Origin of the sequence: Aliiglaciecola litoralis (genome assembly GCF_039523355.1) — a bacterium.
Taxonomy (GTDB): Bacteria; Pseudomonadota; Gammaproteobacteria; order Enterobacterales; family Alteromonadaceae; genus Aliiglaciecola; species Aliiglaciecola litoralis.
This window is the reverse complement of the sequence record NZ_BAAAFD010000001.1, coordinates 610129-624267: the sequence shown is the minus strand read 5'-3', so window position 1 is coordinate 624267 and position 14139 is coordinate 610129. Positions and strand designations below refer to the sequence as shown.

Sequence of the window (14139 nt, the reverse complement as noted above, 5' to 3'; positions counted from 1 at the left end):
ATTCAGAATAACCCCACAAAAGGTACAGACTTTAGTTTTACAAAATTTATGGAGACACGCTAATGGGTAAGATCATTGGTATCGACTTAGGTACAACAAATTCATGTGTCGCGGTATTAGAAGGCGACAAGGTTAAAATTTTAGAAAATGCTGAGGGTGATCGCACAACCCCATCGATCATTGCATTTAGCAATGACGGTGAGACATTGGTTGGTGCACCAGCAAAACGTCAAGCTGTGACAAATCCACAGAACACGCTGTTCGCTATCAAACGCTTAATTGGTCGTCGTTGGGAAGACAAAGAAGTCCAGCGCGATATCGACATTATGCCATTCAACATTGTTAAAGCTGACAATGGTGATGCATGGGTTGAAGTAAAAGGCGAGAAAATGGCGCCACCGCAAATCTCTGCAGAAGTCTTAAAGAAAATGAAAAAGACAGCAGAAGATTATTTGGGCGAGAAAGTAACAGAAGCGGTTATTACCGTACCCGCTTACTTTAACGACTCTCAACGTCAAGCGACTAAAGATGCAGGAAAAATTGCAGGCCTAGACGTTAAGCGTATTATCAACGAGCCAACGGCTGCAGCACTCGCCTATGGTATGGACAAGAAGAAAGGTGACAGCGTTGTTGCCGTCTACGACTTAGGTGGTGGTACCTTCGATATTTCAATCATCGAGATTGATGAAGCTGAAGGTGAGCATACTTTTGAAGTACTAGCGACCAACGGTGACACTCACTTAGGTGGTGAAGATTTCGATAACCGTGTAATCAACTACCTTGTTGACGAATTCAAGAAAGACCAAGGCGTTGACTTGCGCAAAGATCCACTTGCCATGCAGCGTCTAAAAGAAGCGGGTGAGAAGGCCAAAATTGAATTGTCTTCGGCACAACAAACCGAAGTGAATTTGCCTTACATCACTGCTGATGCATCTGGTCCTAAGCACCTTACAATCAAAGTGTCTCGCGCTAAGCTTGAATCTTTGGTTGAAGATATGGTGAAAGAGACGCTTGAGCCGGTTAAAAAAGCCCTTGCTGATGCTGACTTATCTGTAAGTGACATCAACGACATCATCCTTGTTGGTGGACAAACACGTATGCCATTAGTGCAAAAATACGTGACTGAATTTTTCGGTAAAGAGCCACGCAAAGATGTTAACCCTGATGAAGCCGTTGCAGCGGGTGCTGCTATCCAAGGTGGTGTACTTGCCGGTGACGTTACTGACGTGTTGCTACTCGATGTAACACCATTGTCATTGGGTATCGAAACTATGGGCGGCGTGATGACCGCGCTTATTGAGAAAAACTCAACGATCCCAACCAAGAAAGGACAAACCTTCTCTACTGCTGAAGATAATCAATCTGCGGTAACGGTTCATGTACTTCAAGGTGAGCGTAAACAAGCGCAAGGTAACAAGTCATTAGGTCAATTTAATCTTGAAGGTATTCGCCCAGCACCACGCGGCGTACCGCAAATCGAAGTGACCTTCGACATTGACGCTGACGGTATCTTGCACGTATCTGCGAAAGACAAAGATACAGGTAAAGAGCAGAAGATCACCATCAAAGCCTCATCTGGCTTGAGTGAAGCTGAGATCGAAAAAATGGTTGCCGATGCAGAAGCCAACAAAGACGCTGACGCAAAATTTGAAGAAATGGTGCAGGCACGTAACCAAGCTGACGGCTTGATCCACGGTACCAAGAAGCAAATCGAAGAAGCCGGTGATGACTTGCCAGCAGACGACAAAGCCACAATCGAAGCGGCAATTGAAGCACTTGAAACAGCAGTGAAGAGTGAAGACAAAGCTGAAATCGAAGCGAAAACGCAAGAATTGATTCAAGCATCTGCTAAATTAATGGAAATTGCGCAAGCTAAAGCGGCCGCCGATGGTGCTGCTGCTGGGGCTGAACAATCTTCTGGTGAGCAAAGTTCTGCACCTGAAGATGACGTTGTTGACGCTGAGTTCGAAGAAGTCAAAGACGACAAAAAATAGTCAGTTAGAATGCTCGAATAGGGCACTCTAGTCTGAAATCGGGCGCAGAAGTTTATCTTACTGCGCCCTTTTAAATATATAAAGGTCAAGTTCAAGCACAGCATTAACGTGTTTGGCATCACAGAGGATAAACAAGCGATATGTCGAAGCGAGACTATTATGAAGTGCTTGGAGTCAGCAAAGGTGCTGAAGAGCGTGAAATAAAAAAGGCCTATAAGCGCCTTGCCATGAAATATCACCCTGATAGAACTAAGGGTGATAAAGCAATGGAAGAAAAATTTAAAGAAGTTCAAGAAGCACACGAAGTACTGACCGACTCCAAAAAGCGCGCTGCCTATGATCAATATGGTCATGCAGGCGTCGATCCAAACCGAGGTGGCGCTGGCTTCGGCGGCGGTGGTGCTGATTTTGGTGATATCTTCGGTGACGTGTTTGGCGATATTTTTGGCGGTGGTGGCCGTGGTGGGCGCCAGTCCCGCGCTCGACAAGGATCTGATCTACGCTATAACTTAGAGCTTAGCTTGGAAGAGGCGGTTCGAGGCAAAAGCGTTGAGATACGTGTACCTACGTTAGTTGAATGTGAGCCTTGCGATGGCTCTGGTGCTAAGAAAGGTAGCAAGCCTACAACCTGTCCTACTTGCCATGGTAATGGTCAAGTACAGATGCGTCAGGGCTTCTTTGCGGTACAACAAACATGCCCAACCTGTTCAGGACGAGGCAAGATCATCAGTGATCCTTGTAATGAATGTCATGGCCATGGTCGTAAGGAAAAAACCAAAACATTGTCCGTTAAAGTGCCCGCTGGTGTAGATACCGGTGATCGAATTCGCCTAACCGGCGAAGGTGAAGCAGGTGAACACGGTGCTCCTCCTGGCGATTTATACGTTCAAGTGCATGTTAAAGAGCACAACATATTCACACGCGACAGCAATAACCTGTACTGCGAAGTACCCATCAGCTTTACCCGAGCTGCGCTAGGTGGAGATGTTGAGGTTCCGACCTTAGACGGTAAAGTTAAGCTGAAAATCACCCCAGAAACGCAAACTGGCAAGATGTTCAGATTGCGTGGAAAAGGCGTTAAATCGGTACGCAGTGGCAGTGTCGGTGACTTGATGTGCCGTGTTGTCGTTGAAACGCCGGTAAACTTAAACGCCAAGCAAAAAGAGTTACTCGATGAGCTTGAAAATTCAATGGGTAAAGGCGACGAGGCGAGAAAATACCGACCGAAGGAAAAAGGTTTCTTCGACGGGGTAAAAAAGTTCTTTGACGACCTAACCAGCTAAGCGATTTATAGTGTTAAAAGCGTTCTTCGGAACGCTTTTTTTTTGCTAGAAGATAAAGATTCCGCTATTCAAGTGATTATCTCTATGATTCACCTAGGTATAACACGTCAACCCCGCCAGTATGCTTAGTCATTTCTATGTGAATGACTCGTCACTCCCACACGTATCAGCCGTCAATATCAGTGGCAATTATGTCGATATCTTTAACATCCAATAACTCCCCAAAGCTACCCATAGACTTTGCTGCAGAATACGTGGCGTAAACCGTGACAAACTTTAAATTGAGATACTCACTAGCGGCTTTATAGTCTTGTTCTGGCAGTAGAATAAGGATTGATTGATCGCGCCTAAATAGATTTAAACTGGATTTAGAGTGAAATAATCGAACCGATTGATCAGCGCCAGCATCAATAAACTTTATCCAGCCTGTAATTTTAATTTTTCGGCCATCTAGCCGTTTTTCGTTTGCAGCCAGAGTGAAGAAATTAACCGCTATTTCTTCGACAGGTTTATTCGCGACTGCGTGCATTGAACATACTAAGAAACACACCAGAGCTAAACGCTTCAACAGACTCTCCGTGACACATAAGATTTAATAAAGCCGCCTTTAAGAGCGGACTACTGCATTCTAGATTCTTTCGTTATCGCAACACAATTATGTCGTCTCAAATCCAGCACAGCATATCTGTCTATGCTAAGCGTTAATCTAACGCTCTGTTGCGTTGCAGTTTTTCAATGGGTATGAAGTCAAAATCAAAACCAAAGTGCCGCGGTCCCATCAGCGCAATACCTTTTTCGCTGCGCCATTGTGCATGTGCGGCGACACCAAGTATCACAACTTCTTTAGTTAATGGATATCCGCCAATACTGCCACCCTCTGGAGTCGACTCCCCCGTTTTGGGGTCAAGATTATATATATAATCTGGGGAAATTGCGTCCAATTTTCCATCTAGCCAGCCAACGATGTTTTCATTCTTTACAAATATTTTATAACTATGGCCAGCGAACTCCTTAGTTCCTGTAAGTTGCACATCTACCCAATTAAATCCGCGGTCGCCTTTTTCATCTGATTTAGTCACGATTCCTTGAAACAATTTATAGCCATTAGTGACTTTTAATAATGCGTCAATGGGATCATTGCTCATTTCCTTTGCTTGACGAACCGTCTTACCGAGCAGTATCGCTTCTGACAGATTACCAGCAATGATCCCTTTTTCTAGCTCTTTACCCGACATTGGTGTCATCGTAATCGTTGCTGCACCGCCACTGGCCACCGCTATGGCGCGACCAATGTCCTCGACTCTGTATTCATCTAAGGCGTGCTTGATAATTATTTCATCACCCCACTGGGTGACTATAGCAGTGGGAATGGAAGCAATCCCATTGATCCAAGGAATTGATTGCTGCACTTCAGGCACTGCTCGCCCTGTTATACCCGCATCTAATACTGGAATGCCCTTTTCTGAAGAGACCATGAGTGCCGTTAAAGTCGCGTCTGCTGCTTCGGAGCGTATCAGTGCTTTGACTTCTCTGCCCATATAGTTACTGAGCAAATCTATTACTAAACTGTTTTGTTGAGAAAGGCTAATGGTGCCGACTTGTTGTTTTTCTGTTCGTTCAGTTACGTATTGCCACGCACCCCCTCCGCCAAGCCCTTGCACTGCTGCGACTAATCCGGTCTCAGGAAAATCATCAGGGGAGACCATTCTGAACACCTGACCTGCCTTTAGCGCTGCGTTAACTTGTTTGATTAGAGGCGCAGAATCACAACCTCGAGTCGATTGAATACATGATCCAACTAACATGTCGGCCAATTCCTGCTGACTCAATAGTCTGCCCATTGGCTCCTCCTGAGCCGATGACATGAAGCTCCAAAGGGCGCTGAGCAATATCAGTTTCCAGCATGCGGTTCTTATGAGTGAACTCACGATCTTAGTTATCATTTTTGCTTCTAACTGTTTTGTTTAGGTATTATGAGTTAAGCACATGAAATGGCTATAGTCAGGGTGCTCTTTGATAAACTGGCTCGGATAAAAGTCTTACTTTTTGTTTAACAGCTATTTTGTATCATTATACCGTCAGTAAGTTAGGCAATGACTGTATCGATTAGCGAAAAACAAAAAGCCAATTACAAACCAAGTTTGAGCTACTGTACACGGTAAGATATACAGGTGTTTCGACCACTATTCTTTGCTTGATAAAGGGCGCTGTCAGCGTGCTCCATAAGACTTATCAATTCGTATTCGTCGTTATCTAGGGTCGCAATGCCAATACTCACCGTAATAGAAATATCACGAGTCGAGGTGTGAATTGGGATATTGGAAATTTCATTTCTGATACGCTCTGCCAAATACATTGATGATTCGGTGTCTGCAAAAGGGGAGAGTAGAACAAACTCTTCTCCGCCAAATCTGCCTAAAATATCAGTTTCTCTAATATTACGACTAATTCTCGCTGCCGCCTCTTTGAGCACCAGATCGCCCGTTACATGACCATAAGAATCATTAACGCTTTTGAAATGATCAAGGTCGATAAAAAGTAGCGCAAGAGGATAGTGATTACGCTTGGCTATTTTTAACTCTGCAACTGCCAGCTCAGTGAACCACTCACGTCTGTGAACCGCCGTCAGAGCATCAGTATGATTTCTCTGTTCCAATTCACGTTTAGTTACCTCTAGCTCTTCGATAGTCCTTCGCAAATGGGCGTTACTCGACTCTAGTGCTTCAGTACGCTGCTCAATAATGGTGTGCAGGTCATGTTCTATTTTAAAACGCTCGTACTCAGCGGTAATGCGTTGTGCTAAAAATTCAACAAGAGGACTCAATTGCTCACCATTGTGCATAGGCTTGTCATCGGCCAGCACAAGTAAGCCAAGTAATTCTCCTCTTGGTGATATCGTTGGAGAGCCAGCATAAGATCGAATTCCCATTTCTTGGAGCAAAGCATCGTTGGGAAATTTTTCGAAAACCATATCTTCGTGAACACATACGCGTTGTCCACTCATGACTTTCTTGCAAGGTGTGTCCATCAACTCATAATCAAAGTTAGGTTGCAACGCCCCGTTCTTGTAAACGACATCGGTTTCGATCGTATTTGGCCGATTAGGGTTTGTATGTCCAATAAAGACGTATTTAAAGCCTAACTCTTTTGCAATGTTACTCAGTAGTACCTTTAAGTATTCGATGCCTGAGAGGTTTTGCTCTACATTGAGAATATGACGAATAGCATTGACGGTATTCAGTTCGGACGTAGAGCTTGCAGTAAGTGACATCTTTTCAATCCTCCAATTAACCCAACGATAGATCGTTTAGCGAGCACATTTCTGCAAAAGTGATATCTATCGGGCTTTAATCAGACAGAGAAGGGATCAGCTTATTTAAGTTTAGATATGAACGATGAAAATTTCCAACCATAGGGCTGTTTTTAATCGTTAACCTGAACTGAAGAATAAGATGTGTCGAGCAAACAAATATTACTTAACAATTTCAGAGTGTTAATGAGGATAAGTTAAAACGAAACTTCAAAAATACACATCAATGATGCCATTTTGCGATTAGCAAGACGAGTTTTTGTCCGTAATAGCTGGCCTATTGCGAGAAGACTCAACGCAGATAAGCGTAAAAAGGGCGTTATTGAAGGGCACTTTTTATCTTAGAGTTCAGGTTACGTAGCAAAGCGTGGCTGCCTTGCGGTAGTGAACGATAGTCCGATACTGAATGTTTCCACAGAATTTTGCGCCAAAACGAATTTAAAGGTATTTTTACTGCCTCTATTTAAACGAGCTACCACATAGGTAAGATTACTAGCCTCAATTGACATCGAACTGCGCTGGTCTAAACTTATTTTAGAATCGAAAGAACCACGCAAAGTTGTTCCAGATATGGAAATTGCATCCTGCTTCCGCTTTTATCGTACTTTACCCAATTCTGATGTTATCGACCGTTAGCTAGAAACCAAAACACGTTGTCTGCTTGGCAAGCGCTATTTTAAAGCCTGTTGATTGCTGGGTTATAAGCGGTGCACAGATCTAACAAACATTGCATGAAATAGCCCTTTTCAAGCAATACGAAATAACAGGAATTAGTGATGTACATGGTGGCTTGGCTCTTAGCCTAAAAGGCTGAAAAAGAGCTCTCGTCAACTCAATTTAGTATTTCAAGGTAACTCTATATGGGTCAACAACTCCCGATGCAGAAAAAGATTTACCACAAGGAGCGGATCATGACTTATTTTATGCGAACACTGCTATGTTTTTTGCTCATTGCTGTCAGCGGCTGCGGTACGACCGTATTTCGTGCGGGCTTCAACGAGCAGTCTAACGGACCTTTTAGTAGTCAATACAACGATATCTATTTTCCGCCGGAGAATCCTAAGCAAGATCGCATTCACGGTGAAGATTTAAGTATTCAGACTGTTACGTTTTCGTCCAATCCGTCTTTAGGATACGGTACAACTTTGATGATCCAGCCGATTACGCCGGCAAAACGAACAAATAGTTCGCTTTCGTTTGAGTCTATCGACATACCTTCATCGCACAATAAATACAGCATGGCCTGGAGTGGACGCAAACAAGGTAATAATATAATAGATTGTCATTTTGGCTGGGCTTCAGATACCGATTCTGCACCAGAGGAGACCTACGGGTTTACCATACGATTTGGCGATGGCAAGGTTTTCCTCTTTTACTTTAATGGCACACCGATGGAGCTAGGCGCTCTGCCTAACGATGCGGAGCATCGCGTGTTTGTAACGGTTCGGCCCGATTCAGACAATTTTTCCGTGTATGTAAGTAATGCGAATATCCCGGGAATTGAAAAGAAAATGGACATGAGCCCGGGAAGATTCGAAAATGTCGACGAACTTCGTGTTAAATGCAGTTATGACGGCAGTGCGCCAGCCCAATCAAATCATTATCTTTTCGACAAAATGGAGTTCAAAAGTTCGAAAGCGTAAAGTGTCAATGCCGCTGATTATGAAATAACTGCTTGATCCATGCCATGCTATAACGTTAAATCTGTTTATATGAACTAACAGGGCTGTGTAGCTCAATACATTTTTAATTTTGGGGAAAGCATGAAAAAAACAGTGTTAGCAGTAATATTCGGCGCAATGACGACTTTTGTGGCATTAACGGCCAGTGCAGTGGAGCCAGCACAATCGGAGAAGCAGGCTGAAAGTGCGATGAAATTTCGTCAAGCAACCTTGCAATTGATCCGCAGTAATGTCGGGGCGTTAGGGGCTATGGCCAAAGATAAGATCCCGATGGATGCGCAAACGATTGAGAAAAACGCCATGCGCATTGAGCAGTTATCTCTGATGATGGATGACTACTTTTCGGTAGACACTCGTAAGTTTGATCTGAACACGGATGCACTTCCAGTGATTTGGCAAGACTATACCGATTTTCAAAGTAAAATTAATAACTTAACCCAAGCGGCAGGGGATTTGAAAGTGGCGGCGCAGCAAAATGATGGCGATGCATTTAAAGGTAAAATTGGCGCCCTGTTGAAAAGCTGTAAAGGCTGTCATGATACCTATAAAGCAGAATAGTCTGCTTTATAGGCTCTAAGTAAACGGTTTATACATCAAAAATAAAACGCTTCAGGTACCGGGGCCAGTGCAATTAGTGCGTAAATTGCGGCCCCAATACAGGCAGCAATTAAAACGGCTAACAACACGTTTGATGAGCTGATCCCGCTGTTGTACTCACCTTGTTTCTTACCAGTGAACATCGCCTTAATAATATGATGCTTGGCAATAAACTTATGCCACAGTATTGCGACTAAGTGAACTACAATAATGACCGTAATAATATCAAAAGTTGTGTGATGAATTTCATTCAACAGTGCTTGAACCTCAGCGCTAACCATTGAAATATAAGGCCCTGAATGCAGTACATCATCAGTCGCAAATAATCCGCTAACAGTTTGTATACCAATCACAATTATCACCAATGGAACAAGGAGTCCGCCTAATGGGTTATGCCCTACATAGTGGTGTTTTTGTGGGTTACGAAGTGATTTCAGATACTGCCAATACGCTTTAGGAGAGACTAAAAATTGGCTGAATCTTGAATAACGTGGGCCAACAAAGCCCCAAATCAATCGAAATAAAATCAGCCCTAAAGTGAAATAACCAATGTAAAAATGCCAGTCCATAGCGTCATCAAGCAGCTCAGCTGTTACCCATTGTGCGACTATCGCGCCAACCAATAACCAGTGAAAAAGGCGTACAGGTAAATCCCAAACTAATATTTTATTTTCTTTTTGCATGACGCTTTCTCTTTCAATCACATTAGTAACGGTTAAGTAACCTGAAATTGGGATAAAAGTATTTCCAGTTCAGATTTGTTCACATCCAAGAACGCCTTTGTTCACTCACATGTGACAAGGTTTCGTTTAACCAAATATTGGCGGTCGTTTGTGCAACAAAGGGCACCGAGAGTGAACCAGAAGCCAACACAAAATGCATGTTTGCTAAGCCATTTCGTCGCATGAAATAACTTTGCACGTATTGAGTTTGTTGCACTTTGTAAATCGGGAAACAATAATAATCGACCCCAAAAATTCCTTTTCGAATATAAATATAATCCTTGTCTTTCGCATATCCCCAACGCTTCCAACAGCAACATACGGCAATGAATAACAATAATGACACTGCAACAACCAGCCACAATGCATTTAAAGAAAAATGGTTAAAAGCAACGGTTGCGGCAATAGCAGTCAGGGGCATAAGCCACACTAGACATTGTCGTGTAATAAAACGGCGACTTATGGCGTTAAAGTGTACTTTTCGTAATGCATTTATAGCAAACGCATCTTCCAATAACGCCAGAGCTTGATCGGGGCGAATAGAGGGCACCAAAATTTTGCTACTGTTTTGCGCTTGGTTTTCAGCTTGAGTGCCTGAGTTACTTTGTTTTAACTCGAGGTTCACTCGTTTGAGTAGCACATCCAACCAGTCTTGTTTTAATGCGATGACTTGGATCCTAGACAATCGCATGGTGGTTTCTTGTTTGGTAAATAAGCCACTACGACGAACATAACGCCCGTTGATTTTACTTAAGGTAAAGTCATAAAAAATAACAATTGAACCTATTATTGAGACCAAGGTTACCAGTAGAAAAATACCCGCGACTATGGCAAAGAAAGCCAAACCAAGTTGCCAAAGAGCTTGCGCCTGCGTGTCAAAATAACGTTGATATTCGACCCCCAACGAATCCAAGTGGCTACTTATATATCTGGCGATATCATCGTATAACGGTGCTAAGAAACCAATGATGATCCAAACTCGATTGTTAGTAAAACCGTGGATGATGAGATCGCTCAGACTGCGTTGGTTCAACAGCACTTCTTGTTCTTGATCTTGCTCAAGGTTGAGGTGGCTTTCGTTGTTGTCATTGTGTCGCGTGCCGGTAATGTTACTCGACTGACTGTTCTTTTCCGCTAACACTTGCTGCTTGAGTTGTTTTGCAAAGGCATGGGGTAGGGCGACAATTTTCGCTTCTTGTTGCGAAGAACCGGCGGTATCGAGGATAACGCACACCAGATCATGCAGTCGGTAATAAAGCGGTTGCTCTAGCGTGACGTTTTGGATCCTCGAAAAGGGTAAATTGAGATATTTTTTGGCGATTATTCCCGATCGGATCTCAATATTGTTGCTGCTCAATTTGAACGTGAAAAACAGGTATTCAAGCGCCGCATTAACCACGAAAAAACCGAGCACGACTGCGAGTATAACAAGCCAGGTAATTGGGCTGTCCTTAATTGAGGAATAGCTGATGGCAAATGCAGGGATCAGGTAAATCAGATTGCTGATCAGTTTTTTCACGTTACTTGCAGCAAAATACAATATTGCAATAGGAGCTAATCGTTGCCAATCCAGCTCCTGAATTTCGCCTTCTTGCGGAACCTTATCCATTCTGTAGCGTGTCTTTGTGAGTTAACAGAAAGTACCTGATCCGGTCAGCCGTCTCTTTATTTAAACCGGGTATTTCGAAAGTATGGGAAGCGCCGCCAGCACTGAATACTTGTAGCGTTGCTAAGTTAAAGAGACGTTCAATTGGTCCTCTTTTTAATTCAACATGTTGAATACGTAGGATCGGCTGGCTAACTATTTTTCGAAACACGAGACCACTTGCAAAGTGCAAATCATGCTCCCTCAAACAATATCGTTTGTAGGGTAAGGTGATAAATTGCACACAGCATACAAGGCATGTGAGCCCAAACAGGATTAACAGAATTGCCAAGTAAAATTCCTCTAATAACGGAGGAACGGGAAAAAAGGGCTGAAGGCGGTACACACTCATTACAACCGTAAACATCAAAAAGCTAGCCACTGTGCTAAGTATGACTGAAGTGCGATAACGCGGCGGCAAAGACTCAAAATTGATAATACTCGGGTCGGGCAACTGGTCGGAAACTAACACGTTATTTTCGAATTCCATTTTATTCACCATTGATACAACGAGGTTAATTTATATGATCGGGCAGTGGATTCAACTGTTATGTTTTTTGATGATAAACAATTACCGATTAATTACTGACTATATTGAACTAAATACTGCATCAATATGATAGATGTTGCACAATAATCCTAAGGTGAAAAAACAACAAGAGCAGTTAACATGAACATTGGGATCGGCATTCTAGGTGCCAACGGAAGAATGGGCAGGGCACTAATAGAGGCCTGCGATCTAGATGATAAACTAACATTAAAGGGCGCATCGGTGCGTGCCGATTCTCAATGGATAGGCATGGATGTCGGTGAGTTAGCTGGTATAGGCAAGCGCAATCTTGCAGTTCAAGGTAACTTAGATAGTGTCAAAAACGATATTGATGTGGTTATTGACTTCACATTGCCTGCCGCACTTAAAGAAAATCTGCAATGGTGTGTGGACAATAACAAAGCGATGGTGATTGGGACCACGGGCTTGAACGACGAACTAAAGTCGCTGTTACAAGAATCCGCACAATCTATTCCTATTGTGTTTGCGGCGAACTTTAGTATTGGTGTTAACTTGATGCTTAATCTAGTGCGGCAAACGGCCCGAGTCATGGGGCACTCCGCCGATATCGAAATTATTGAAACACACCATAGGTTTAAAAAAGACGCACCATCAGGTACGGCGGTCGCCATTGGCGAAGCCATTGCTGATGAGCTTGAACGTGATCTTGGGCAATGTGCAGTGTATGGCAGAGAAGGTGATACCGGCGAGCGAGATCAACACACTATCGGTTTTGCCACCGTGAGGGGCGGCGATGTTGTAGGCGATCATACGGCGTTATTTGCCGATCTCGGTGAGCGACTGGAAATCACCCATAAAGCGTCGAGTCGTTTGACCTTTGCGAAGGGCGCGATGAGTGCCGCAAAGTGGCTTAAAACCAGACCATCTGGTCTATATTCGATGGAACATGTGCTAGGCTTCAAGTCATAGTTTTAGGTGCTTGGCCATGAAATTGCTATTAGACAGGCATTTCTATTAATTTTCTATATTCTATTGGACCTATTTCAGAATCCCATGTATGATCTCATGAATTTGCCAAATTTTCGTGATGTTGGGCTTCTAACTCACGTAAATCCTTATGGTGATGAATGTAAACGGGATGTAAATCAAGTGTTTACGCCCGTTTTTGTAGGGATTTAACGCGTAGCATGCGTAATTCCCTTGGGTTGTCCTTATTCAGGAGGTTGACTTGGCTATTTCCGCCCTTTTGGTGCTCGAAGACGGTTCAGTTTTCAAAGGCACGTCAATAGGTGCTTCTGGTGTTTCTGTCGGTGAAGTTGTTTTTAATACATCGATGACAGGATATCAGGAGATTCTTACAGATCCCTCTTACGCAGAACAAATAATTACACTAACTTATCCGCATATTGGCAATACCGGCACTAATACTGAGGATGTTGAATCGGATCAGATATGGGCCAAAGGCCTAATCATCCGCGACTTACCTCTCATTGCGAGTAACTTCCGAAATCAACAATCCCTTTGTGACTACTTAAAAGAAAACAATATATTGGGTATCGCCGAAATCGATACTCGAAGATTGACGCGTATTTTAAGAGACAAAGGTGCACAGCGTGGCTGTATAGTGACGGTTGATGAGTATAGTCAAAAAGCAGTGGATGAAGCTCTATCAGCAGCGAAAGCCTTCCCAGGCCTAAAAGGCATGGATTTGGCTAAGGTGGTTTCTACGTCACAGAAGTACCAATGGACAGGTTCAGTGTGGACGCTTGAAGACGGCTATCAAGATGGATCGCAAGACGCACCATTTCATGTGGTAGCCTACGATTTTGGTGCCAAGCACAACATATTACGAATGTTGGTCTCCAGAGGCTGTAAGTTAACGGTCGTTCCGGCGCAAACGAGTGCGCAAGAAGTTCTCGCACTTAACCCTGATGGAATTTTCTTATCAAACGGTCCAGGCGATCCAGAACCCTGCGACTATGCGATAGATGCGATTAAAACGCTGTTAGACACTGACATTCCCATTTTTGGTATCTGTTTAGGGCACCAATTGTTAGCGCTTGCCAACGGTGCCAAAACCTTAAAAATGAAATTTGGCCATCATGGTGCTAACCATCCGGTAAAAGATCTACAGCGAAATGTGGTAATGATCACCAGTCAAAACCATGGTTTTGCCGTGGATGAAACGACTTTACCTGATAACGTCGAGGTAACCCATGTTTCTTTATTCGACAAGTCGTTGCAGGGAATTCATTTGAAAAACAAACCCGCGTTTAGTTTTCAAGGTCACCCTGAAGCAAGCCCTGGGCCTCATGATGCGGCACCGCTATTTGATCATTTTATCGAGTTAATGCAAGCCAGAACTCAATAAGTAACGCCTGATAAAGAGAAACGA

At 43.4% G+C, this 14139-nt stretch carries 12 protein-coding genes; 6 read left to right on the top strand and 6 right to left on the bottom strand.

What is annotated here, in order from left to right; genetic code table 11:
- Positions 1–62: 62 nt before the first annotated feature.
- Together dnaK and dnaJ are read left to right on the top strand one after the other, a co-directional pair.
- Positions 63–1994, top strand: coding sequence for a molecular chaperone DnaK (dnaK, locus tag ABD036_RS02815; protein ID WP_343856281.1), 1932 nt, complete (start codon positions 63–65; stop codon positions 1992–1994).
- A gap of 140 nt (positions 1995–2134) precedes the next feature.
- Complete coding sequence (dnaJ, locus tag ABD036_RS02810) at positions 2135–3277, top strand: molecular chaperone DnaJ (RefSeq protein WP_343856279.1); 1143 nt, start codon at positions 2135–2137, stop codon at positions 3275–3277.
- 166 nt (positions 3278–3443) lie between these two features.
- On the opposite strand, the gene ABD036_RS02805 is transcribed toward dnaJ, so the two are convergent.
- The 3 genes from ABD036_RS02805 to ABD036_RS02795 all read right to left on the bottom strand — a co-directional run bounded on the left by ABD036_RS02805 (position 3444) and on the right by ABD036_RS02795 (position 6548).
- Complete coding sequence (locus ABD036_RS02805) at positions 3444–3845, bottom strand: hypothetical protein (RefSeq protein WP_343856277.1); 402 nt, start codon at positions 3843–3845, stop codon at positions 3444–3446.
- Positions 3846–3978: 133 nt separating this feature from the next.
- Complete coding sequence (locus tag ABD036_RS02800; RefSeq protein WP_343856275.1) at positions 3979–5118, bottom strand: S-methyl thiohydantoin desulfurase family protein; 1140 nt, start codon at positions 5116–5118, stop codon at positions 3979–3981.
- 305 nt (positions 5119–5423) lie between these two features.
- Positions 5424–6548 carry a sensor domain-containing diguanylate cyclase gene (locus tag ABD036_RS02795; RefSeq protein WP_343856273.1) on the bottom strand — a complete coding sequence of 375 codons (1125 nt, stop codon included), beginning with the start codon at positions 6546–6548 and terminating at the stop codon, positions 5424–5426.
- A 950-nt stretch (positions 6549–7498) separates the two neighbouring features.
- Between ABD036_RS02795 and ABD036_RS02790 the strand changes: the two genes are divergently transcribed.
- A complete protein-coding gene (locus ABD036_RS02790) occupies positions 7499–8230 on the top strand; it encodes a hypothetical protein (protein WP_343856271.1) in 732 nt (243 codons plus the stop codon).
- Between the two features lie 120 nt (positions 8231–8350).
- Positions 8351–8827: a c-type cytochrome gene (locus ABD036_RS02785; RefSeq protein WP_343856269.1), complete on the top strand. Its 477-nt coding sequence runs from the start codon at positions 8351–8353 to the stop codon at positions 8825–8827.
- A gap of 35 nt (positions 8828–8862) precedes the next feature.
- Here ABD036_RS02785 and ABD036_RS02780 read toward each other — a convergent pair whose 3' ends face one another.
- The 3 genes from ABD036_RS02780 to ABD036_RS02770 form a co-directional block, all read right to left on the bottom strand.
- Positions 8863–9549 (bottom strand): cytochrome b/b6 domain-containing protein, encoded by a 687-nt coding sequence (locus tag ABD036_RS02780; RefSeq protein ID WP_343856268.1) that lies wholly within the window; start codon positions 9547–9549, stop codon positions 8863–8865.
- Between the two features lie 79 nt (positions 9550–9628).
- Positions 9629–11197 (bottom strand): PH domain-containing protein, encoded by a 1569-nt coding sequence (locus tag ABD036_RS02775; RefSeq protein WP_343856267.1) that lies wholly within the window; start codon positions 11195–11197, stop codon positions 9629–9631.
- Complete coding sequence (locus ABD036_RS02770; protein ID WP_343856265.1) at positions 11190–11723, bottom strand: PH domain-containing protein; 534 nt, start codon at positions 11721–11723, stop codon at positions 11190–11192. The genes ABD036_RS02775 and ABD036_RS02770 overlap by 8 nt, the downstream gene beginning before the upstream one ends.
- A 180-nt stretch (positions 11724–11903) precedes the next feature.
- On the opposite strand from ABD036_RS02770, the gene dapB reads away from it, so the two are divergent.
- Positions 11904–12713: a 4-hydroxy-tetrahydrodipicolinate reductase gene (gene dapB, locus ABD036_RS02765; RefSeq protein ID WP_343856264.1), complete on the top strand. Its 810-nt coding sequence runs from the start codon at positions 11904–11906 to the stop codon at positions 12711–12713.
- A gap of 259 nt (positions 12714–12972) precedes the next feature.
- On the top strand, positions 12973–14115 hold the full coding sequence (gene carA, locus ABD036_RS02760; RefSeq protein ID WP_343856263.1) for a glutamine-hydrolyzing carbamoyl-phosphate synthase small subunit: 1143 nt from the start codon (positions 12973–12975) through the stop codon (positions 14113–14115).
- Positions 14116–14139: the final 24 nt, after the last annotated feature.

Coding starts and splice junctions, on each gene's coding strand:
- dnaK (WP_343856281.1), top strand. CDS start 63: ATGGGTAAGATCATTGGTATCGACTTAGGTACAACAAATTCATGTGTC.
- dnaJ (WP_343856279.1), top strand. CDS start 2,135: ATGTCGAAGCGAGACTATTATGAAGTGCTTGGAGTCAGCAAAGGTGCT.
- ABD036_RS02800 (WP_343856275.1), bottom strand. CDS start 5,118: ATGGGCAGACTATTGAGTCAGCAGGAATTGGCCGACATGTTAGTTGGA.
- ABD036_RS02795 (WP_343856273.1), bottom strand. CDS start 6,548: ATGTCACTTACTGCAAGCTCTACGTCCGAACTGAATACCGTCAATGCT.
- ABD036_RS02790 (WP_343856271.1), top strand. CDS start 7,499: ATGACTTATTTTATGCGAACACTGCTATGTTTTTTGCTCATTGCTGTC.
- ABD036_RS02785 (WP_343856269.1), top strand. CDS start 8,351: ATGAAAAAAACAGTGTTAGCAGTAATATTCGGCGCAATGACGACTTTT.
- ABD036_RS02780 (WP_343856268.1), bottom strand. CDS start 9,549: ATGCAAAAAGAAAATAAAATATTAGTTTGGGATTTACCTGTACGCCTT.
- ABD036_RS02775 (WP_343856267.1), bottom strand. CDS start 11,197: ATGGATAAGGTTCCGCAAGAAGGCGAAATTCAGGAGCTGGATTGGCAA.
- ABD036_RS02770 (WP_343856265.1), bottom strand. CDS start 11,723: ATGGAATTCGAAAATAACGTGTTAGTTTCCGACCAGTTGCCCGACCCG.
- dapB (WP_343856264.1), top strand. CDS start 11,904: ATGAACATTGGGATCGGCATTCTAGGTGCCAACGGAAGAATGGGCAGG.